This is a genomic window from Helicobacter canis (assembly GCF_008693005.1).
GTDB classification, from domain to species: Bacteria; Campylobacterota; Campylobacteria; order Campylobacterales; family Helicobacteraceae; genus Helicobacter_B; species Helicobacter_B canis.
In genome coordinates this window covers 16,904-36,404 of record NZ_VXKE01000014.1, presented here as the reverse complement: position 1 = coordinate 36,404, position 19,501 = coordinate 16,904, and the positions used below count along the sequence as shown (strand labels likewise).

17 protein-coding genes and 1 pseudogene are annotated in these 19,501 nt (G+C 45.2%); 12 read left to right on the top strand and 6 right to left on the bottom strand.

All coding sequences use genetic code 11. From position 1 onward, the window contains the following. Positions 1-72 precede the first annotated feature (72 nt). From fliR to F4V45_RS10045, 4 genes and pseudogenes are all read left to right on the top strand, one after another. Positions 73-843 (top strand): flagellar biosynthetic protein FliR, encoded by a 771-nt coding sequence (gene fliR, locus F4V45_RS04600; protein ID WP_150337277.1) that lies wholly within the window; start codon positions 73-75, stop codon positions 841-843. A gap of 23 nt (positions 844-866) precedes the next feature. Continuing rightward, complete coding sequence (gene thyX / locus F4V45_RS04595; protein WP_170235184.1) at positions 867-1,496, top strand: FAD-dependent thymidylate synthase; 630 nt, start codon at positions 867-869, stop codon at positions 1,494-1,496. Then, complete coding sequence (gene glmU, locus F4V45_RS04590; RefSeq protein WP_150337275.1) at positions 1,489-2,850, top strand: bifunctional UDP-N-acetylglucosamine diphosphorylase/glucosamine-1-phosphate N-acetyltransferase GlmU; 1,362 nt, start codon at positions 1,489-1,491, stop codon at positions 2,848-2,850. The genes thyX and glmU overlap by 8 nt, the downstream gene beginning before the upstream one ends. A 693-nt stretch (positions 2,851-3,543) precedes the next feature. Further along, a pseudogene (locus tag F4V45_RS10045) lies at positions 3,544-4,317 on the top strand (methyl-accepting chemotaxis protein); the annotation flags it as partial. A gap of 219 nt (positions 4,318-4,536) precedes the next feature. On the opposite strand, the gene F4V45_RS04580 reads toward F4V45_RS10045, so the two are convergent. From F4V45_RS04580 to F4V45_RS04560, 6 genes are all read right to left on the bottom strand, one after another. Next, entirely contained in the window at positions 4,537-5,505 is a 969-nt protein-coding gene (locus F4V45_RS04580) for an HTH domain-containing protein (protein ID WP_150337273.1), read from the bottom strand. A gap of 21 nt (positions 5,506-5,526) precedes the next feature. Beyond that, entirely contained in the window at positions 5,527-6,855 is a 1,329-nt protein-coding gene (gene purB / locus F4V45_RS04575) for an adenylosuccinate lyase (protein ID WP_150337272.1), read from the bottom strand. A 23-nt stretch (positions 6,856-6,878) separates the two neighbouring features. Next, a complete protein-coding gene (locus tag F4V45_RS09445) occupies positions 6,879-7,031 on the bottom strand; it encodes a hypothetical protein (RefSeq protein WP_170235173.1) in 153 nt (50 codons plus the stop codon). Between the two features lie 71 nt (positions 7,032-7,102). Next, positions 7,103-7,573, bottom strand: a complete 471-nt coding sequence (locus tag F4V45_RS04570; protein WP_150337271.1) for a tetratricopeptide repeat protein — start codon at positions 7,571-7,573, stop codon at positions 7,103-7,105. Between the two features lie 220 nt (positions 7,574-7,793). After that, the gene (locus F4V45_RS04565) at positions 7,794-8,432 is read right to left on the bottom strand and encodes a tetratricopeptide repeat protein (protein WP_150337270.1); all 639 of its coding nucleotides are present in this window, start codon (positions 8,430-8,432) and stop codon (positions 7,794-7,796) included. A gap of 29 nt (positions 8,433-8,461) precedes the next feature. Further along, positions 8,462-9,988, bottom strand: coding sequence for an LpoB-related protein (locus F4V45_RS04560; protein WP_150337269.1), 1,527 nt, complete (start codon positions 9,986-9,988; stop codon positions 8,462-8,464). Positions 9,989-10,238: 250 nt separating this feature from the next. On the opposite strand from F4V45_RS04560, the gene F4V45_RS04555 reads away from it, so the two are divergent. The 8 genes from F4V45_RS04555 (at position 10,239) to proB (ending at position 19,497) form a co-directional block, all read left to right on the top strand. After that, complete coding sequence (locus F4V45_RS04555) at positions 10,239-12,140, top strand: Na/Pi cotransporter family protein (RefSeq protein WP_150337268.1); 1,902 nt, start codon at positions 10,239-10,241, stop codon at positions 12,138-12,140. A 69-nt stretch (positions 12,141-12,209) separates the two neighbouring features. After that, positions 12,210-12,701: an RNA pyrophosphohydrolase gene (locus tag F4V45_RS04550; RefSeq protein WP_150337267.1), complete on the top strand. Its 492-nt coding sequence runs from the start codon at positions 12,210-12,212 to the stop codon at positions 12,699-12,701. Next, positions 12,695-13,906: an aspartate kinase gene (locus tag F4V45_RS04545; RefSeq protein ID WP_150337266.1), complete on the top strand. Its 1,212-nt coding sequence runs from the start codon at positions 12,695-12,697 to the stop codon at positions 13,904-13,906. Before F4V45_RS04550 ends, F4V45_RS04545 begins: the two co-directional genes overlap by 7 nt. 5 nt (positions 13,907-13,911) lie before the next feature. Then, positions 13,912-14,469 (top strand): HobA family DNA replication regulator, encoded by a 558-nt coding sequence (locus F4V45_RS04540; protein WP_150337265.1) that lies wholly within the window; start codon positions 13,912-13,914, stop codon positions 14,467-14,469. 15 nt (positions 14,470-14,484) lie between these two features. Next, complete coding sequence (locus tag F4V45_RS04535; RefSeq protein WP_023929843.1) at positions 14,485-15,117, top strand: DNA polymerase III subunit delta'; 633 nt, start codon at positions 14,485-14,487, stop codon at positions 15,115-15,117. Further along, positions 15,104-16,276, top strand: a complete 1,173-nt coding sequence (folP, locus tag F4V45_RS04530; RefSeq protein WP_246145054.1) for a dihydropteroate synthase — start codon at positions 15,104-15,106, stop codon at positions 16,274-16,276. The genes F4V45_RS04535 and folP overlap by 14 nt, the downstream gene beginning before the upstream one ends. Positions 16,277-16,297: 21 nt before the next feature. After that, positions 16,298-18,334 (top strand): AsmA-like C-terminal region-containing protein, encoded by a 2,037-nt coding sequence (locus tag F4V45_RS04525; protein ID WP_150337264.1) that lies wholly within the window; start codon positions 16,298-16,300, stop codon positions 18,332-18,334. Next, positions 18,331-19,497: a glutamate 5-kinase gene (proB, locus tag F4V45_RS04520; protein ID WP_150337263.1), complete on the top strand. Its 1,167-nt coding sequence runs from the start codon at positions 18,331-18,333 to the stop codon at positions 19,495-19,497. The genes F4V45_RS04525 and proB overlap by 4 nt, the downstream gene beginning before the upstream one ends. Positions 19,498-19,501 lie beyond the last annotated feature (4 nt).

The window sequence follows — 19,501 nt, the reverse complement described above, 5'->3', positions numbered from 1 at the left end:
CTTCTAAGATTCTCTATGCTAGAATCTACTTTTAATAATCGTGTTAAAGCTTAGATTCTAGGGGCGTGGAAGTTGGAGTTTCTCTCATATCTCACAGAGGGCAATGTCATTGTATTTTTGCTGCTTTTGCTGCGATTTAGCGCGATTTTGACATTTTTCCCATTTTTTGACTCCCAGCTTGTGCCTATCTCGGTGCGTGGGGCTATGGCGTTTTTTTTAACCATTGCGTTTCTACCCTTAGCCCACACAAATGCTAGCATTACGACCCTGCCTGATTTGCTACTCGCGGCGTTTATGGAAATAGCCTTAGGCTTTATGGCATCGCTTGCGCTGCAAATCGTCTTTAACGCGCTTTTTATCGCAGGCGATAGTATAAGCTTTTCTATGGGTATGACTATGGCAAGTGCCTATGACCCATCAAGTGGAAACACAAAGCCCATCATCGTGCAAGTGATTATGCTAAGTGCGCTTGTGCTAGCCCTAATGCTAAACTTTCATCATCTAATCTTCCGCTTTGTAGCCTTCACGCTAGAGATTCTCCCCATAGGGCAAGTGAGCTTCTCGCCAAATCTTGCAAACTACCTTATCCGCGCTTTTGGGAGTATGTTTGCACTAGGCTTTGCTATGGCATTTCCAGTGCTTGGGGTGATTTTGCTTACCGATATTGTCTTTGGTATGATTATGAAGACACATTCGCAGTTTAATCTCTTCTCCTTTGGATTTCCGCTCAAAATCGGCATAGCCTTTGTAGTGGTGATTTTGATCATACCCGGGATTTTGTATCATTTTAAAACAGATTTGTATGAAGCGTTTAAGGCGTTAAATATTGTCTTTTCACATTAGCCAAAGGAGCATAAATGAGTCAAATAACAATAACCTTACTACACCACACACCACTAGAAGTATGCTCACACGCTATACGCACTTGCTGGAGTAGCTTTGATAAGGGTGATTGTGGTGGGGAGAAAGATAGAGAGCTTATCAATCGCGTGGGGAATATTTATAAGCACTCAAGCACGCTAGAGCATTTAAGCTACACATTCTTTATACAAGGAATTTCACGCGCGTGCTTACAGGAGCTAGCTCGCCATAGAATCGCTAGCTACTCAGTAAAGTCTAGTAGATACACACTAGCAGAGCTAAAAAGAGCAGATATATCCACACTAGAGCAGGCAAGCAAGTTTATCAAGCTAACAGATAACGACAAGGTAAATCAATCGAGCCACCAAGCATTGCAGAATCTAAAGGAGTTATTGCTAGATTCTAGCACGACAAATGATGTAGCTAAATATGCTATGCCAGAGTGCTACTTAACCGAGCTTACTTGGACTATCAATGCAAGAAGCTTACAAAACTTCCTAACACTACGCACGAGCAAACACGCATTATGGGAGATACAAGAGCTAGCGCACGCTATATATGAAGCATTGCCACAAGAGCATAAGTATTTGTTTGAGAAGTGTGTGGAGGGGGAGAAAGGCGGGCACAATGGCTAAATTTTCTACCATAATCCTAGCTGCAGGGGTTGGCAGCAGAATGAAGTCAAATAAGCCCAAAGTTTTGCATAGGATTTGCGGCAAGTCGATGATAGCGCGCATCACCGAAGCAGCCTTGCAAGTAAGTGATGATGTGCATATCGTGCTCTATCATCAAAAAGAAGTCATAGAAGCGCATTTGCGCGAGTATTTTGGAAGTAAGCTAGAATCTATCACGCTACACACCCAAGATTGCCAAAATTTCCCCGGCACTGGCGGCGCGCTAATGGACTCTAGCGGGAAGCTTATCGATCTTGCACACGATCGGCTTGTGGTGCTAAATGGCGATATGCCCCTAATCACCCCAGAATCCATCGCCACAATCGCCCAAGCGCAAGCCCCAATTATTGTTAGCACGATCACACTGGAGAATCCTAGCGGCTATGGGCGCGTGCTAGTGGATTCTAGCGGGCAAATCACGCAAATCATCGAAGAAAAAGACTGCAATCAAGCACAAAAAGCCATAACACTTGTCAATGCCGGAATCTATGGCTTTGATAGAGGGCTGCTAGAGCGTAGCCTGCCTAGACTTACCAACGATAATGCGCAGCAAGAATACTATCTCACCGATGTTATCGCGCTAAATGCCGCACTAGATTCTACAAGCTTGCTAGAATCTAGTGCGCCAAATCGTATCAAAATCGCGCCATTTTATGGCAATGCGCGCGAGTTTATGGGCGTCAATTCTAAAAGCGAGCTAGCCCAAGCAGAATCGATCCGCCTACAAGAGCTTAGGCAAAGGGCGATGGATCAAGGCGTGATTATGCGGCTGCCAGAGAGTATTTACCTAGAGGAGTGGGTGGAGTTTGAAGGGGAGTGCGAGATAGAAAACAATGTCCGCATTTGCGGCAAAAGTGTCATTAAGCACTCTCATATCAAAGCAAGCAGCGTGGTAGAAGATAGTGTCATAGAGCATAGCGACATCGGTCCTATGGCGCATATCCGCCCCAAATCACACATCTCCCACACACACATCGGCAACTTTGTAGAGACAAAAGCCGCGCATTTAGAGGGCGTGAAAGCGGGGCATTTAAGCTATCTTGGGGATTGTGAGATAGGGTCTGGGAGCAATGTAGGTGCAGGGGTGATCACTTGCAACTACGATGGCAAGGGCAAGCATCGCACCATTATCGGGCAAAATGTCTTCATCGGTAGCGACACCCAGCTAGTCGCTCCTGTGGAGATAGAATCTAGCGCGATCATTGGTGCTGGCTCTACGATCACCACAAATGTCAAAAGTGGTGAGCTGGCATTATCACGCACCAAGCAAAGCAACATCGCGGGCTTTTTCTACCGCTTTTTTGCCAAGCCCTAAGGCTTAAATACTAAGCCATAACTAAGTCAAAATCAGCTACCCTAGAATCTATCAGGGGCTGCCATATCCACATCGCTTGCACATTGCATTTAAGGAGAGCTAATGCTTAAGACTTTTCGCGCGAAAATGATTTTTACACTGATTGTGTTTTTTGTCGTGGGGGTGGTGGGGCTAATTGCCCTACTGCAAAGCAACTTCAACAAGCTCGCCACTAAAGAATCCACCCATACAGCAAATATGCTTAGCCAGTCCATTTTCTACACAATCCGCGCAGGTATGAATATCGGCTCAAGGGACGCCATTGAAGCAAGCGTGGAAGATTCCAAAAGTATCCCCGGGGTTGAAGATGTGAAGCTCTATCAAGCTCCAAGTGTGGTAGAGCTCTTTGCGATACAAGATCCGCTTGTGCCCACAGATGTGGTGCGCAAGGTGTTTGAGACAAAGGAGTCTGTGCTTGAGCATACAAGTGATTTCGCCCTGCTCTATGAGCCGCTAATCGCGCAGGATAGCTGCCTTATGTGCCACGCAAATGCGGCTAAAGATGAAGTGCTGGGCGTTATGGAGCTAAAAATCTCGCTCAAAGAGCTGCACGAAGGGATCACGCAGAGTATGTATTGGGTCATTGGCAGCACTGCTGTGGCGTGTCTTATAGCTTTGAGCGGGCTTTGGGTGTTTTTTGAGCGGGAGCTGATCCGCCCGCTTGGATTCTTGCGCGCTATGGCACAAGATCTCACCAGCACCAAAGAGGGCGATCTCACTAAGCGTATCGCCATAAAGCGGCAAGATGAAGTAGGGATCACTTCGTCATTTTTCAATCGCTTCATAGAGAAAATCCAAAGCACCATAAAAATCGCCAAAAATGTCTCCACGGAAAATCTCCAAACTATCAACAATCTCAATGAAATTTCCCTAGAGCTCTCCAAAAACTCCGCCATACAAGTCGCGCATATTGACACCATCGATAGCTTTTCTAAAGACATTGCCAGCCAGACTCAAGGGGTCAAAGACAATATCGCTGCTATGGTAGAAAGTGTCTCAAGCACGCAAAATGCCCTAGATGAGTTTATCGCCAACCTAGAATCTGTCGCAAGCAAAATGGAGCAATCAAGCCAAGATCATCAGCAGATTTTTGAAAGTGCAAAAGTCCTTGTGCAAAATGCCGACCAAACGCGCCAAACTCTCTCATTTATCGCAGACATTGCTGATCAAACAAACCTGCTAGCCCTTAATGCCGCTATTGAAGCTGCGCGCGCTGGCGAGCACGGGCGAGGCTTTGCAGTCGTGGCAGATGAAGTGCGCAAGCTTGCAGAGCGCACACAAAAATCGCTCAATGAAATTTCTGCGATGACAAATGCAAGCGTGCAGAGCATACAAGAAGTAGGTGAAGAAATCCAAACCACCGCGCAAGAAGCCGAGCAAGTCGCCCAGCAGGCAAAGGAGCTTATCGGCAATGCACATCGCACAAAGGAGCTTTTAGCTCAAAGCCTACAAGCTTCTAGCGACATCGCTATAAAGAATGAAGAAGTATTTGCCAAAACTCTTAGCCTAAACCAGAAAATCGAGCAGATAGTCAAGCTCTCATCGCGCACAAAGGAGCTTGGCAGCGAGGTAGAATCTATCGTAAAAAGCACCGAGCAAAAGACAAAAGAGCTAGATAGCGGGATCTCTGCGTTTAAGACTTAGATTCTAGCTTTGAGAATCTAAGCCTTTCTCACTCAAATACCTATCCAAACTCTCATCATCAAGCACCCTGTCATAATACTGCAGAGCAATCCGCCTTTTATCATTTGTCTGTATATCGCCATTTATCGTGTCAATAAACTCCCTAAAATCCGCATTTTTATTCACTAACATATCAATGGTTTTAAAGTCTAAATTTCTTAGCACAGAGGGCAAAAGCACAGAAGATTCAGTAGGCTCTAGCTCTAGCTTTATAAGCCCAATGCCAAAGCTACTATGCAGCCTTCTTAGCTCATCAAACACTTCAGAATCTAGCTCTTCAAATATGACCAAATACCCCTCATTTGCAAAGCTAGAGTTACTCACCGCTTGAAAGTAGCTCTCTTTCAAATTGCTAAAATCAAGTGAAACTTTTAGCTCAAAGGAATAAATCTTAAAATCGCGGCAGTTTAGATTCTGGCTTAGCTCTAGCGTTTCTCTCTCACTATAATCATTAAATGGGAAATGCACCCCCACAATATCGGGATAGTTCCACTTATCCTGCCCACTCTGCGTCTTTTTACTCTTTTCGTGCTTAATAGTCTTTGCATACACATCAAAATAATCTTTTGCAAAGCGCACAAACAGCGGGTGCAAATCCCGCTCGTGAAAGCCCCTACCTTTTTGCTTCTCGTTACTTGTCTTGCTTGTCTGTATTAGAGATTCTAATCCCTTTTGCAGCTCATTCTCTCTCGCCCTTAGCCAAAAGGTCGTGGGTGCTCTTGAAGCCACCATAAATATAGAATCCTGCTTATCTCTCATATCTCTATAAATCCGACCATACACCATTTTCGATGGTTTTTGACTTGCATTGACTAGATTTTTATCCAATCCACTTGCTACTATTAAATCCCAAATTTGCCCACAATTGAGCGGTTCAGTAGCATCTTGCAATACACAACTTATTGCCTCTAAATATGTCATTTTCTTTTGCATTTTTATCCTTTTTCTTAGTCTCTACCCAAACACCCTTTTAAAGATAGCATCTACATTTTTTGTGTAGTAGCTAAACTCAAAGCATTCGCGGATTGCTGCTACGCCGATAAGCCCCACAAGCTCGCTATCTGCTAAAAGATATTGTAAATATAAGCTCTCGCCCTTATCGTTTAACGCACTCTTTCCATTTTGTAAGTCTTGCCACACTTTCATCGCATTTCTTTGCACGATTTTATAGGCATCTTCACGGGATACGCCTTTTTTAGGGAGTTCAAGCAAGATTCGCTGTGAAAACACAAGCCCACCTGTAAGGTTGAGATTTTTCATCATATTTTTTGGATAGACCACTAGCTTTTCAAGCAGCCCCTTTAAACGCATTAGCATAAAATCTGTGGTGATAAAGCTATCTGGCAGGATAAATCGCTCCACGCTACTATGGCTAATGTCTCTCTCGTGCCACAACGCGACATTCTCCATTGCAGGCAGGGCATAAGCGCGGATTATTCTACAAAGCCCTGTGATATTTTCACTCAAAACCGGGTTTCGCTTATGTGGCATAGCCGAGCTTCCCTTTTGTCCGCTTTCAAAATACTCTTCTGCTTCATAGACTTCTGTGCGTTGCAGGTGTCGCACTTCCACGGCGATTTTCTCACAGCTACTCGCCAAAAGGGCTAAATCGCTCATAAGCCTAGCGTATCTATCCCTTTGTATCACTTGATTACTCACAGGGGCGGGTGTAAGTCCAAGCTCTTTGCACACTAGCGTTTCAAGCTCCATAGGTGTGTGGGCGAGATTGCCCATAGCCCCACTAAGCTGTCCCACAGAGATGACTTCAAGCGTAGATTCTAACGCCTTTAAATGTCGCCCTAGCTCATCATACCAAATCGCTAAAACCAGCCCAAAGGTGATAGGCTCTCCGTGGATTCCGTGGCTTCGCCCCACCATTAGCGTGTCTTTATGTTCATATGCACGCACCTTTATCGCCTCTCTCACTTGTCTTATATCATCTAAAATAATCTTTAGAGAATCGCGCATTTGCAGTGCCACAGCGGTATCTATGCAATCGCTAGAAGTGATCCCATAATGCACCCAGCGGCTCTCCTCTCCCAAGCTCTCCGCCACAGAAGTGGTAAAAGCGATTAAATCGTGCTTGGTAACAGATTCAATCTCATCAATCCTAGCGATGTCAAATTTCGCATTTTTACATATCTTTTCACAATCGCTATCAGGGATTAGCCCTAGCTTATTCCAGCCACGCACCAGCGCCTTTTCTACTTCAAGCCACGCGGAATATTTCGCATTCATATCCCATAGCTTTTTCATCTGCTCTCTTGCGTATCGTTCTACCATTTTTGCTCCTTTTTGATTAGATTCTAATACCCTGCATCTTGTAGCTTTTTATACTTATCGCAGCCCTCTTGTAAGCCTAAATCACAAGCCTTGCCGACAAACACAACATCATGCGACAGAAAATCCACCCTTGTGTGCTTTTTATAACTAGGCTGCTTAGATAAGATTTTGCCCACATCTATTCTCTATGGGCATATTTCAACCCAATATACGTAGCAGAGCCAACAAACAGGCAAATTCTCACGCTCTATCTCATTTGTTGTCTTGCTAACTGATCTGCTAAATGATATGCTAGGCAAGCATCTCTGTGCCCCAAATCGCAAGCTTCTCCAAAGTATTCTGCAGCTATTGAGTGGCTAAGCCTCACCCCTTGCCCTTTACTATACATAAATGCTAACTTATAGCACGCATGGGCAAATTCATTTTCGCAAGACTGCTTTAACAGTTTTCTTGCTTTTATCAAGTCCTGATCTACTCCGTTACCATCTTTATATTTGATCCCCAAAAGCCCACATTTCAGCATATTACCGCTCTCACATAAAAGCTTAAGCTTATCAACACTAAATAGCTGTTCCAACTGATTGCAAGCTTCAAAATCACCAGATACGCATTTTTTTTCTATCTCTTGAGACTCTACAGCAGATGATTTTGCCTCATTGGCACTCACATTACATACATATATACTGGCACACAGCAGACTTATCAAAATCTTTTTCATGTTCTCTCCTTATACTCATCTCTAACAGCCTAGTTATTACACTAAGCAATTAGTGTAATATTTTACAAAAAATATTGCTAATACACACAAAGCCCTAGAATCCACTTTTTCATCTTAGCTCCTTGATTAGCTAATGCTTCCCGTTTTTTAGATTTTATGTTTAATCATTAAAAGTTATGCCTCACAATTTTATCTCGCAAAATTGTCTTTCTTTAACGCATCACTCTACCAACACTCCATTTAGAAATAGAGCAGCTTCACACCCTTGCCTTTCACCTAGCTTACAAGCCTTTTCATACAAATCAAGCGCCTTTGTCTCATTTTTTGCCACACTCTCCCCATTTGCATACATAAAACCAAGATTAAAACACGCTGCAGCATAATTTAACTCGCAACCTTTGCGATAGTAACTTTTTGCTTTTACTAAATCTTTCGCTACCCCCATTTTGCCAAAATATAACGCTACCCCCACTTGAAAACAGCCAAGTCCAAGACCACCATTACAGGCTTTATCATAAAATCTAAATGCTTGTTTATCATTTTCGTCTAAAAAAAGTGTCCCCAACATACCGCAAGAAAGCATATCGTTTAACCCACAGCCTTTTTCAAACCATATCTTTGCTTGTGCTATATCGTGTTGATCAAAAAACACATATCCTACACGCCTACACGCCACGCCCACTTTTTCATCACAAAGCTTTCGTAGCCCCTGCATATCTCCTTTTTCAACAAGTGTTGCACATGCTTTTTTGTCCCCACTTTCGCACAGCTCTCTCAATATATCTAGCTCAGTGCTTCCAAGCCCACACACCACGCACGCACAAACCCCTAGCCCAATCCCTAGAATCCACTTTTTCATCTTAGCTCCTTACTATCAATTTTAGATGATCAATACCTCTCGTCTCTTAGCTTTTTATACCGATCGCAGCCATGTTGAAAGCCCAAATCGCAAGCCTTGCCATACAGCTCTTGTGCCTGCGCGACATCCTGTCTTACTCCATCTCCGTATTGATATGATATAGCAAGCCCAAAACACGCTATTTCATCATTAAGCTCACAACCCTTTTCCAAAAATTGTCTTGCTTTGGCGTATTGCAACTTCTTGCGAAGTATAGCCCCAGCACTAACACACCCTCTCCCCTCATCTAAACTACAAGCCTTTTCAAACAAATCAAGTGCTTTTGCTTCATCTTTTGCCACCCCATTCCCCTTTTCATACATAAAACCAAGACCAAGGCACGATTCAGTGTCATTTAACTCACAGCCCTTACGGGTTAAGCTTCTTGCTTTTGTATAATTTTTTGCCACCCCAGCATCGCCAGAGTAATACATATACCCAGCAGCAGCACAGCCACTCCCGTCTATTCCATTTTCACACGCTTTAGTATAAAGCTCAAGAGCTTTTATAGCATTTTGCTTCACGCCCAATCCGTTCTCATAGAAAAATCCCACATTGCTACAAGCATCCATAATGCCACCATCACAAGCTTTGACATAAAACATAAGAGCTTGTGTGTAGCTCTTTGCTTTCTTATAATGATCCCCCATCACACCACAAGAATTAGGCTCATTATAATCGCACCCCTTTTTGAACCACACCTTTGCCTGCGCTATATTCTCTTGCAAATGAAACTCTAGCCCCACAAACATACACGCCAAGCCCACTTTCTCATCACAAAGCTTTTGCAGTCCTTGTATATCCCCTTTTTCAAAGAGTGCTTCGCACGCCTTTTCATCGTTATTTTTGCACTGCGCCCTTAGAGCTTGCAGCTCCTTTTCTCTCTGCCTTAGCGCATTCTGCCGCTCTAGCTCGCTAGAGGCACTAGGATCTGCCACTTTAGAGATGATCTCTTCATTATCCCATAGCACCTTGCCTGTTTTAATATCACTCAAAGTTAGCAAAAATATATAATCAATTCGCACGACTTCGCCTATCTTTTTGCTTTTTTGGGCGATTTTGCCACTAAGTGATAGCTCTGGGGCTTGGAGCGTGTCTTGCTCGTGGGTGGTGTATTGGTTGTAGGTTGGGTCTTTTGTGAGCTTCCTAGAATCTATGATAAGCTTATCAGCTTTCGCACCACTGCCAGAAATAGCATTAGTGAGCGTGAATTTACCGCTTTTTCTCATCGCTCTAGCAAGCTTCCTAGCCATAAGCTCGACATCGATATCTTCACTTGTCTCATTAGCAATATCCGCGATTGCTAGCAGTCTTTTACCCTGAAGCGTGCGGACATATTGTGAGTCAAGAAGTGAAGTAGCATTGCTCTCTATCACTCTATCAATATCGTGTATATCAATCCCAAAGGAGACATACTCGCTAGAGTCTTGCACATAGCTCGCACTTTTCACCCCAGCCAAGCCATACACCGCGCACACACAAACCCCTAGCCCAATCCCTAGAATCCACTTTTTCATCTTAGCTCCTTGTCTCCCTTGTCAAGCCCAAATAAAGCACGCATTATAATCAACCTAAGCTTTAAGCCAGCTCACATACGCCGCGATAGCAAGCCTAGATCTAGCTCCCCACGCACTTCAACACCGCGCATTTCAACACTAGATCTAGCTAGAATCTAGCGCGCCTAAGCAAGCAGCCCTTACCACCCACGGCTAAAATCTGCTACACTTTACAAAAATCTTACCAAACTCAAATCAAGCAAGGACTACAATGTTTAAACGCTTTAAAACAGAGATTTACACCTACTACAAAATGGTCATTCTAGCTCTCATCTCTATCACGGGGATCGTGCTTATGGGGCGCAGTGAAGTCGCGCAAAATCTCTTCTCCGGGCTAGCGATTTTCCTGCTAGGAATGCTCTTTTTAGAAGATGGGTTTAAGGGCTTTAGCGGTGGCGTGCTAGAAAAAGTGCTCAAAAACTTCTCCAACACCCGCTTAAAAGCGATCATTTTTGGGCTTAGTGCCACAGCCATTATGCAAAGCTCCACACTTGTAACAATCCTTACCCTATCTTTTCTCTCTGCTTCTTTAGTGAGCTTGGCGCAGGCTCTTGGCATTGTCTTTGGGGCGAACATCGGCTCTACCACAAGCGGCTGGATCATCGCGGGCATCGGGGTGAAAATGAATGTCTCCGCCCTTGGGCTGCCGCTCATCACACTTGGCGTGCTTTTGCTGCTGATGAAAAACAAGAATCTAAAGTCCCTAGGCTATATCCTTGCTGGGATTGGCTTTTTCTTCCTAGGGATTGCATATATCAAAACAGGCTTTGAAAGCTACCAAAACTTCGACCTAAACGCAGCGGCGAAATTTGGCGGATTCTGGGCGTTTTTGATATTTTTTGGGGTAGGGATTTTGATCACTTCCATTGTGCAGTCAAGCTTCGCCACGCTTACGATCATTATCCTAGCTCTAAGCTCTGGGAGCATTAGCTACAATGACGCCCTAGCCCTTGTGATAGGCACAAATGTCGGCGGCGTGGTAACAGCTCTCATCGCCTCTATCTCTTCTAGTGTTGATGGGCGCAGGCTCGCCATTGGCAACACGCTCTTTAATGTCGTTATAGCCATTGTGTGTATGGCGTTTTTGCCTGTGTTTAAGGAGATTGTCGAGCTTGCAAGCAATCTCTTTGGCTTTAAAAGCGATGACTACGCGCTAAAAATCGCGCTTTTTCACACTATCTACAATGTCATCGCCGTGCTTTTGATGACACCCTTTATCCCTATGTTTGAAGCATTTTTGTGCAAATTTATCACCACTTCAAAAGACGATACTGACTATGCAAGATATTTAGACTTTGATCTAATCCCCTACCCAAACACCGCCAAAGAATGCCTAGAAAAGGAAGTGCTACATCTCTTTGATAACACGATCACAATCCTAAGTGCAGTCATTGGCACAAGCAAGGGGACATTTTTCACCCAAAGGCTAGATTCTACCTACTTCACCGATACAAAGCCCCGTATCGATGCTACCAAGCTAGAAAATATCTATGAAAAAACCATTAAAAACATCTTCAACTCCATCATCGACTTCTCCACGCACTTGCGCGCCCAACAAGCCCACGATCCTGTGCTTTGCGCAGAGATAAATAATCTCCAAAAAGCCTCGCGCAATCTTGTCGAAGCCACGAAAAATCTAAAAATAATCCAAGCAAGCCTTATCAAAAACGCCAATGCAAGCAACCAAGCCCTGCAAGCCCAATACGCACAAATACGAGCCTTACTAGCAAACACACTCTATGACCTAAAGCATCTCCAAGATGAAAACACCCCACAAAGCGGGCAAAAACTCTCTGCAAATGAGCGCAAACTTGCGAGCGACAATATCCAAGAGGGCATTAAAACGATCAAAAAAGCTCTAAAAAAGACCAACACCAAATCCATAACCACAATCCAAGACCTAATCAAAGACCGCGCAATCACTTCTGCGCAAGCCACTTCACTGCTCAATGACATAGCCTTTAGCACTGAAGCGTTAAAGGAAATCGTAAGCGCGGCAAACTGCATTGTCAAATACGAAAATGTCCTACTAAAAACGACCTTACAAAAGCAAGAGCCACTAGAATCCACAGAGTCTTGCGCACCAGAATCCAAGCTAGATTCTACCCCCTAGGCTAGCTTGTAAGCTAGCATTTAAGCATTCTAGGCTACAATCGCACTTATTTTTACGCAAAGTGTCGCTATGGATTCCACTCTCTACCGCCCCAATGTCGCTGCGATTTTACTCTCCCCTAGCTACCCTGATGTGTGCGAATTTTTCTTAGCAGAGCGCATTGATATGCAAGGGGTATGGCAGTTCCCTCAAGGCGGGATTGACGCTGATGAAAGCCCAGAATCCGCCCTTATGCGCGAGCTTGAAGAAGAGATAGGCACGCGCGAGGTGGAGATTCTAGCTGAGTATCCAGAGTGGGTGAGCTATGACTTCCCAAGCTCTGTCATCACCGCTATGCGCCCATATATTGGGCAAAGGCAGCGGTATTTTCTAGCCAAACTTTTGCCTAATGCTAGAATCAACCTAGTAGCCCACACGCCAGAGTTTTCACGCTATGAGTTTGTGGGGTATGAAGAGATTTTTAGGCGCGTTACACACTTTAAGCGCGATGTGTATCATAAGGTGCTTGCGTTTTTTCTCCCCATTATCAGGCAAGCACAAGGGAGCGCAGAGCTATGCTAATTGTCCAAAAATATGGCGGCACGAGTATGGGAGATTGCGAGCGGATTGAGAATGTCGCAAACCGCGTGATTGACGCGCTAAACTCCTACAATAATCCACAGCTAGTTGTCGTAGTGAGTGCGATGAGCGGGCAGACAGATATGCTAATCAACTACACCAAATACTTCACGCCCCTGCCAAAGCTGCGCGAAGTAGATATGGCTCTAAGCGCGGGAGAGCGTGTGAGCGCGGCACTGCTTGCTATCGCACTAGAATCTAAAGGCTACAAAGCGATCTCACTAAGTGGGCAAATGGCTGGGATTTTGACAGACTCTACCCACACAAAAGCGCGGATTGAGTCTATCGACTCTACTTACACAAGATCACTACTAGAGCAGGGCTATATCGTGGTGGTAGCTGGATTCCAAGGGGTGGATAAAAATGGCGAGATCACTACACTTGGGCGAGGTGGTAGCGATCTCTCCGCCGTGGCACTCGCGGGTGCTATGAAAGCAGATTTATGCGAGATTTACACCGATGTCGATGGTGTTTATACTACTGATCCACGCATAGAGAAAAATGCCAAGAAAATCGACAAGATTAGCTATGATGAAATGCTAGAGCTTGCCTCAATGGGCGCAAAAGTCCTGCTTAATCGCTCCGTAGAGCTGGCAAAAAAGTGGGGCGTAACACTTGTAACGCGCAGTTCCTTTACACAAAAGGAAGGCACACTTATCACAACAGAGGAGAACATTATGGAGCAGCCCATTGTAAGTGGTATTGCGCTAGATAAAAACCAAGCGCGTGTCAGTATAGCTGATGTGCGCGACCGCCCGGGCATTGCCGCAGAGATTTTTGGCGCGCTAGCTAGCGGGAATATCAATGTCGATATGATTGTCCAAACCATCGGCAGAGATGGCAAAACAGACATAGACTTCACAATCCCTCTAACAGATGTGGAGCAGACCAAAGTCGTGCTACAACCCTTTGAAGTCGATGTAGAATCTATCGACTATGACTGCAATATCGCAAAAGTCTCTATTGTAGGTGTAGGTATGAAGTCCCACTCTGGCGTGGCGAGCGTGGCATTTAAATCCTTGGCAAATGAGAATATCAACATTATGATGATTAGCACAAGCGAGATTAAAGTCTCTATGGTCATCAACATAAAAAGCGCGGAAACCGCGGTGCGTGCGCTGCATAACGCCTATGAGCTAGATAAGTAGGGGCTATGAGAAACACAGACTTCCGCTCGTGGCTACTGGAGACTATGCGCCTTGAGTATAAAAAATGGGCAAACGATAGAGAGTGGCTAGAAATCGACCGCGCACTATTTGCTGACACAATGCTTGGCGCGATCAAGCACATTGTCCGCGGTGGGACACTGCTGCTTGCTACTGATGAGCGCAGAGAGTGGTTTGGCACTTACGCGCTCTCTAGATTCTACTATAGCGGCACTCACCGCCCACTTCTGCCTATCTTCTCGCTTAATCGCCTACTAGGCACAGACCTCTCTATCCAAAAATCTAGCATAGACAACACGATCAATATGCTTGATATTGCTTATGGGGATTATATGTTTTGGTATGTTGGGCAAATCAACAACCACATCGCTGATCTATGCAGAAGCAAGGAGTATGGGCTGTTTTGGGTGATGGACGAGGGCATTAGGGGGGCGTTTGCGCTGCGTGCTAATGATGAGTTTTTAGACTATAAGCTCATTGAAATGCTGCGATTATTTGAAAAAGCTTTATATGAGAGTATCTTCAATCGCGTAGTGATTGAGTAGTGGGATTTAGGGGCTATGATAGGGGAGATTATTTTAGTCAATGACATACAAGAAGAAGTAGAGCACTTTGCCAGCGCGCTAAACCCTAGCGATGTGCGTATCTATGAAGAGAGCGAAATCCAAATCAAGCATATCCACGATATTATCGCAGAAGCCCATATCGCCACCGACTCGCTAAAGACCCTAATCATCGCGGCACACTCTTTCCGCACAGAAGCGCAAAACGCGCTATTAAAGACCCTAGAAGAGCCACCAGAAAATGTCAAGTTTATCCTAATCTCGCGCAATAAAACCGCCCTTATCCCCACTATTCGCTCGCGCTGCTTGCTAACTGACAAGCGTGTAAGAGAATCTATCACTCCCTTTACACTCACGCTCTCCACCCTTAGCCTAGAATCTATCTACACCTACATAACCACTCTAGCCAAGGACAATGAAGATAGCAAGATCCACGGCAGGCAGCTTGTGGGCTCTATCTTGCACTCTGTGGCTAAAGAGGGCATTAAGCTTGGTGAAATGGAGCTAGCGATGTTTGATAGCGCACTAGAGCAGCTAGAAAACTACCGCCCCAAGCACATTGTCTGCTTAAATCTCTTGCTAATGATCTACTACAAAACACATAAGCGAGTGCCTAATGCTCTGCGCTAGGATTGAGCCAAGGTTTTTACACGCGGTGCTAGAATCCATTGGAGCTGATCGCACGGGGGAAAAGATTATGCGCAAAAAGGGCGAGATCCTACTCTTTCTCCTGCGTGAGCTGCGAGCACCAGAGCTGCATATTTTAAAGCAAGAGCTACTTAGTGTAGGCGGTGATCTCGCCACGCCAAGAGATGCCCTGCTTTGTGAAAAGCCCTCCTACAATGCCCTGCTCATTGCCACAAGATCCCAGCTTGAGCGCGTTGTCACAAAGTGCAAACACCAGCCTTTCGCACTAAAATCCCTTAGCCAAGCCCTGCAAGCCCACCTAGAATCTAGCACGCTAGATTCTAGCAAGAGCACCCCAGAAATTATGCCAATCATCAACCTAACCCCAGATAGCTTCTATGCGCCATCGCGCCACACAAGCGAGCGTGCCATAGAATCCATACAAGAGCTAATCGCGCAAGGTGCTAGGCTTATCGACATTGGCGCAGCAAGCTCTCGCCCGGGCTCGCCGCTAATTAGCGCGCAAGATGAAATCGCACGCCTGCAAGAAGTATGCGCCTACATTAAGCGCGAGAATCTAGGCGCAAAGGCACGCTTCTCCATTGACACCTACAATGCCAAAACCGCAGCATTTGCACTAGAATCTGGCTTCCGCATAGTCAATGATGTCCGCGCGCTAGGGGATAAGGATATGCTAGCAGTAGTGAGAGACTTTGGCGCGGATTTTATCCTAATGCACACAAAAGGCACGCCAGAGACTATGGCAAGCCTAGCAGACTATGAGCACTTGCTAAGTGAGATTGATACATTTTTCGCGCGCAAGCTTGAGCTACTAGAATCTAGCGGGGCGGGGGAAGTGATTTTAGACATTGGCTTTGGCTTTGCTAAAGATAGCGCGCAAAATCTAGCACTAATCCAGCATTTACGACATTTTAAGCACTTTGGCAAACGAGTGCTTGTAGGAGCTAGTCAAAAGCGCACCATTGGAGAGCTGCTTAATGCGCCAGATCCAGATGACCGCCTAAGCGGCTCGCTAAGCTTGCATCTGCTCGCCTTGCAAAATGGCGCAGATATTATCCGCGCTCATCATTATAAAGAGCATAGCGATATGCTAAAAATTTTTCTTAGCTTTAGCAAGGCTTGCTATGTAGAGCATTTATAATCTTATCTTTAAGGAGTTTTTGTGAAAAAATTGCTGCTTTGGCTACTTGGGATTCTAGTCGCGCTTGTGCTGCTTGTGTATATCTTTGTCTTTAGTCCTATTGGAAATGCGATCTTTAAGCCCATAGTGCAATCACAGATCAACAAGCACTCGCCCCTACCACTCACGCTAGATAGATTCTCACTAGGGCTCACTAGCACGCATATCGTGCTAAAAAATGGAGAAAAGCTCATCATCGATCTAAGCGGTAGCTATAATCTCTTCACACTAGGCGTGGATTTTGATTTGTTTGTCGATGCGAATGATATTTCACTCTTTGGAGAAATGGCAGGCATAGAGCTAGCTGGGGCATTTGAAGTGCGCGCTAAAGCGGTGGGAAAAGTGTTTGATGAGCTAGTAGTTAGTGCTACAAGCGATATCGCGCGATCAACAAGTGTCTTTAATGCAACGCTTTATGACCTTATGCCCACAAAAATCACCGCTCAAATCTCTGCTATGCGTATTGATGAGCTGCTAGCAATGCTTGGGCAAAAGCCCTATGTCAGCGGAGTTTTAGGACTGCAAGCCGATATTACTGGCACGCAGGATAAAGAGCCAAACTTCAACGGACAAGCCACACTAGCTATCACGCAAGGGGGCTTTTCTCAAGAGCTTATACAAAAAGACTTTGACATAGAAATCCCGCGCACTAGTTGGAACGCAAACCTTAGCGCGATCTTTGATATGGATACCATTAAGCATAATCTCGTCTTCAACGCCAATGTAGGCAGGATCATCTCAAGCGGGGACACACAGCTCTCTCCCTTGCTTACTAAAAGCACTTACTCTATCAATCTAAGCGATATTAGTGCTTTCACACCACTTGTGGGGACAAAGATTAGGGGGGCGTTTCGCACAAATGGCGAGGTTATAGGCGGGGCTTCACAGATGAAAATCTCTGGCAAAAGCGATATAGCAGAATCTAACACCACCTACTCTGCTCTGCTAGAGTCTTTCTCTCCTAAAAAGATCGCCTTTGATAGTAAGGGACTAAAACTTGAGCAAGTTTTCTTTATGCTTTATTTGCCTAAATACGCCACTGGGCTAGAAGATGCGAGCGGGGAGATTTGGGATTTAGATAAAGGCATAAGTGCGCAAGTCATCTCTAGCCTAAAGGGTATGGTCATAGGCGATACAATCAAGCGCGAGTTTGATCTAGCTATGCCCAATACGCCATTTTCCTACAAAAGCAATGTCCGCTTGCAAAAAGGCGTAGGAGAAGCGGACTTCATACTAGAATCTAGCCTTGCAAATCTCGCGCTAAATCCCATTAAAATCGACCTTAGCAGCACCACAATCGCCACGCCCTACACCATCACAATCCCCAACCTAAAAGCCCTAAAATTCCTAACAGGGATCGAGCTCTTAGGCAAGCTTGAAGCCAATGGTAAAGTCAAAATCGCACAATCCATAGAAGCAGACTTCCACACACAAAGCCTAGGCGGGCAGCTTGATGCCAAGCTTAATGGCGATGACTTTAGTGCCAAGCTTAATGACCTTGATACGCTCTCTTTGCTAAAAATGGCGCAATACCCCCAAGTCTTTAGTGCTAAGGCAAATGGCGAGCTTACCTACAATCTAGCAAAGCAGAGTGGGGATTTACACGCAGTGCTATCCCAAGGGCATTTTATGAAAAATGACTTAAGCAACCTCTTGCAGCAGTATGTGAAGTTTGATCTAACGGGGCTTGTGTTTAATAGCGTGGGCATAGACTCTCAAATCAACAAGCTGAATCTAGTCTCCACATTTAGCGCGAAAAGCGGGGACTTCTCTATGCACGGAGACAATATCCTAACAGACCTTGAAAAAGGCACAATCAACGCCAAGCTAAAAACCGCTATCAAGCAAGACTCTGTCGATGTGCATATCAATGGCGCGCTAAGCGCACCGCAAATAGAAGTAGATTTTAGTGAGCTTGTGCGCAAAAAAGCAGGACAAGTGATACAAAATGAAATTGATAAGCAAATCGACAAGCATAAAGATAAAGCAATAGACGCGCTTAAAGGCTTATTTCAATGAGCAAAGCCGCGCACTCTAAGCTGCGAAGCATAGAATGCAAGCGACTTGTGATCAAAATCGGCAGCTCGATTTTGACACAGTCGCTAGATTCTAGTGAGGGCACTTGTGTGCAAGTGGAGCGTATCAATGCCCTTTGTGCGCAAATTGCCGCGCTAAAGGCTAACATTAGCGAGATTGTGATCGTCTCTTCAGGCGCAGTGGCAAGCGGCTTTAGCCTGCTAGGCTTTGCGCAAAGACCAAAGGATATTATCGACAAGCAAGCTTGCGCAGCAGTGGGGCAGGCGCGCTTGCTTTGGCAGTATGAGCAAGCCTTTAGCAAGCACTCTTTGCACATCGCTCAAATCCTGCTCACTAAAGATGATCTCTCAAACCCTAAACGCTATCTCTACGCAAGTGCCGCGCTTAGACGGCTGCTAGAGCTAGGGGCTATCCCTATCATTAACGAAAACGACCCCGTGCTAGTTGATGAGCTAAAATACATCGAAACCTTCGGGGATAATGACAATCTAGCCGCGCTTGTAGCAGGAATGATTGATGCAGATTTACTGCTTATACTCTCTGATGTCGATGGGCTTTATAGCGCAAACCCAGCTACAAACCCAAATGCCAAGCGCATTAGCGAAGTGCGAGAAATAAGCGAGCAAATCACAAGCCTAGCGGGGCAGGATACAAATAGTGCAGTAGGCACAGGCGGTATGGCAAGCAAGCTAAAAGCTGCTAAAAAGGCAATGCAAACAGGCTGCAATGTCGCTATCATCAAAGGAGCAAATGCAGATAATATCGCTAAGTTTTTCAAGGGCGAAGATGTTGGCACCTACTTCCACCTCCCAGCAAATGCTATCAAAAAGCGTAAGTTTTATATCGGCTATGTGGCAATCCCTAAAGGCAAGCTTTGCATCGACTCTGGTGCGCAAGCAGCCATAAAAGGCGGGAAATCGCTCCTGCCAAAAGGCGTGCTAGAAGTGCAAGGAAGCTTTGAAGCAGGCGATGTGGTGGGCATATATAACCCACAAAGCCAAGAAATCGCTAGAGGCAAGGCGCGCTATAATGGCTATGAGTGCGCGCAGATCATCGGCAGAGATTCTAAAGACATCGCTAAGATTCTAGGGCAGAGCTATGGAGACTGCCTAATCCACTGCGATGATATGGCGATCTTAGAGTGATCTT

Coding starts and splice junctions, on each gene's coding strand:
- F4V45_RS04550 (WP_150337267.1), top strand. CDS start 12,210: ATGGATTCCACTCTCTACCGCCCCAATGTCGCTGCGATTTTACTCTCC.
- F4V45_RS04555 (WP_150337268.1), top strand. CDS start 10,239: ATGTTTAAACGCTTTAAAACAGAGATTTACACCTACTACAAAATGGTC.
- purB (WP_150337272.1), bottom strand. CDS start 6,855: ATGGTAGAACGATACGCAAGAGAGCAGATGAAAAAGCTATGGGATATG.
- F4V45_RS04580 (WP_150337273.1), bottom strand. CDS start 5,505: ATGCAAAAGAAAATGACATATTTAGAGGCAATAAGTTGTGTATTGCAA.
- folP (WP_246145054.1), top strand. CDS start 15,104: ATGCTCTGCGCTAGGATTGAGCCAAGGTTTTTACACGCGGTGCTAGAA.
- glmU (WP_150337275.1), top strand. CDS start 1,489: ATGGCTAAATTTTCTACCATAATCCTAGCTGCAGGGGTTGGCAGCAGA.
- F4V45_RS04535 (WP_023929843.1), top strand. CDS start 14,485: ATGATAGGGGAGATTATTTTAGTCAATGACATACAAGAAGAAGTAGAG.
- F4V45_RS04565 (WP_150337270.1), bottom strand. CDS start 8,432: ATGAAAAAGTGGATTCTAGGGATTGGGCTAGGGGTTTGTGCGTGCGTG.
- F4V45_RS04560 (WP_150337269.1), bottom strand. CDS start 9,988: ATGAAAAAGTGGATTCTAGGGATTGGGCTAGGGGTTTGTGTGTGCGCG.
- F4V45_RS04545 (WP_150337266.1), top strand. CDS start 12,695: ATGCTAATTGTCCAAAAATATGGCGGCACGAGTATGGGAGATTGCGAG.
- F4V45_RS04540 (WP_150337265.1), top strand. CDS start 13,912: ATGAGAAACACAGACTTCCGCTCGTGGCTACTGGAGACTATGCGCCTT.
- proB (WP_150337263.1), top strand. CDS start 18,331: ATGAGCAAAGCCGCGCACTCTAAGCTGCGAAGCATAGAATGCAAGCGA.
- F4V45_RS04570 (WP_150337271.1), bottom strand. CDS start 7,573: ATGAAAAAGATTTTGATAAGTCTGCTGTGTGCCAGTATATATGTATGT.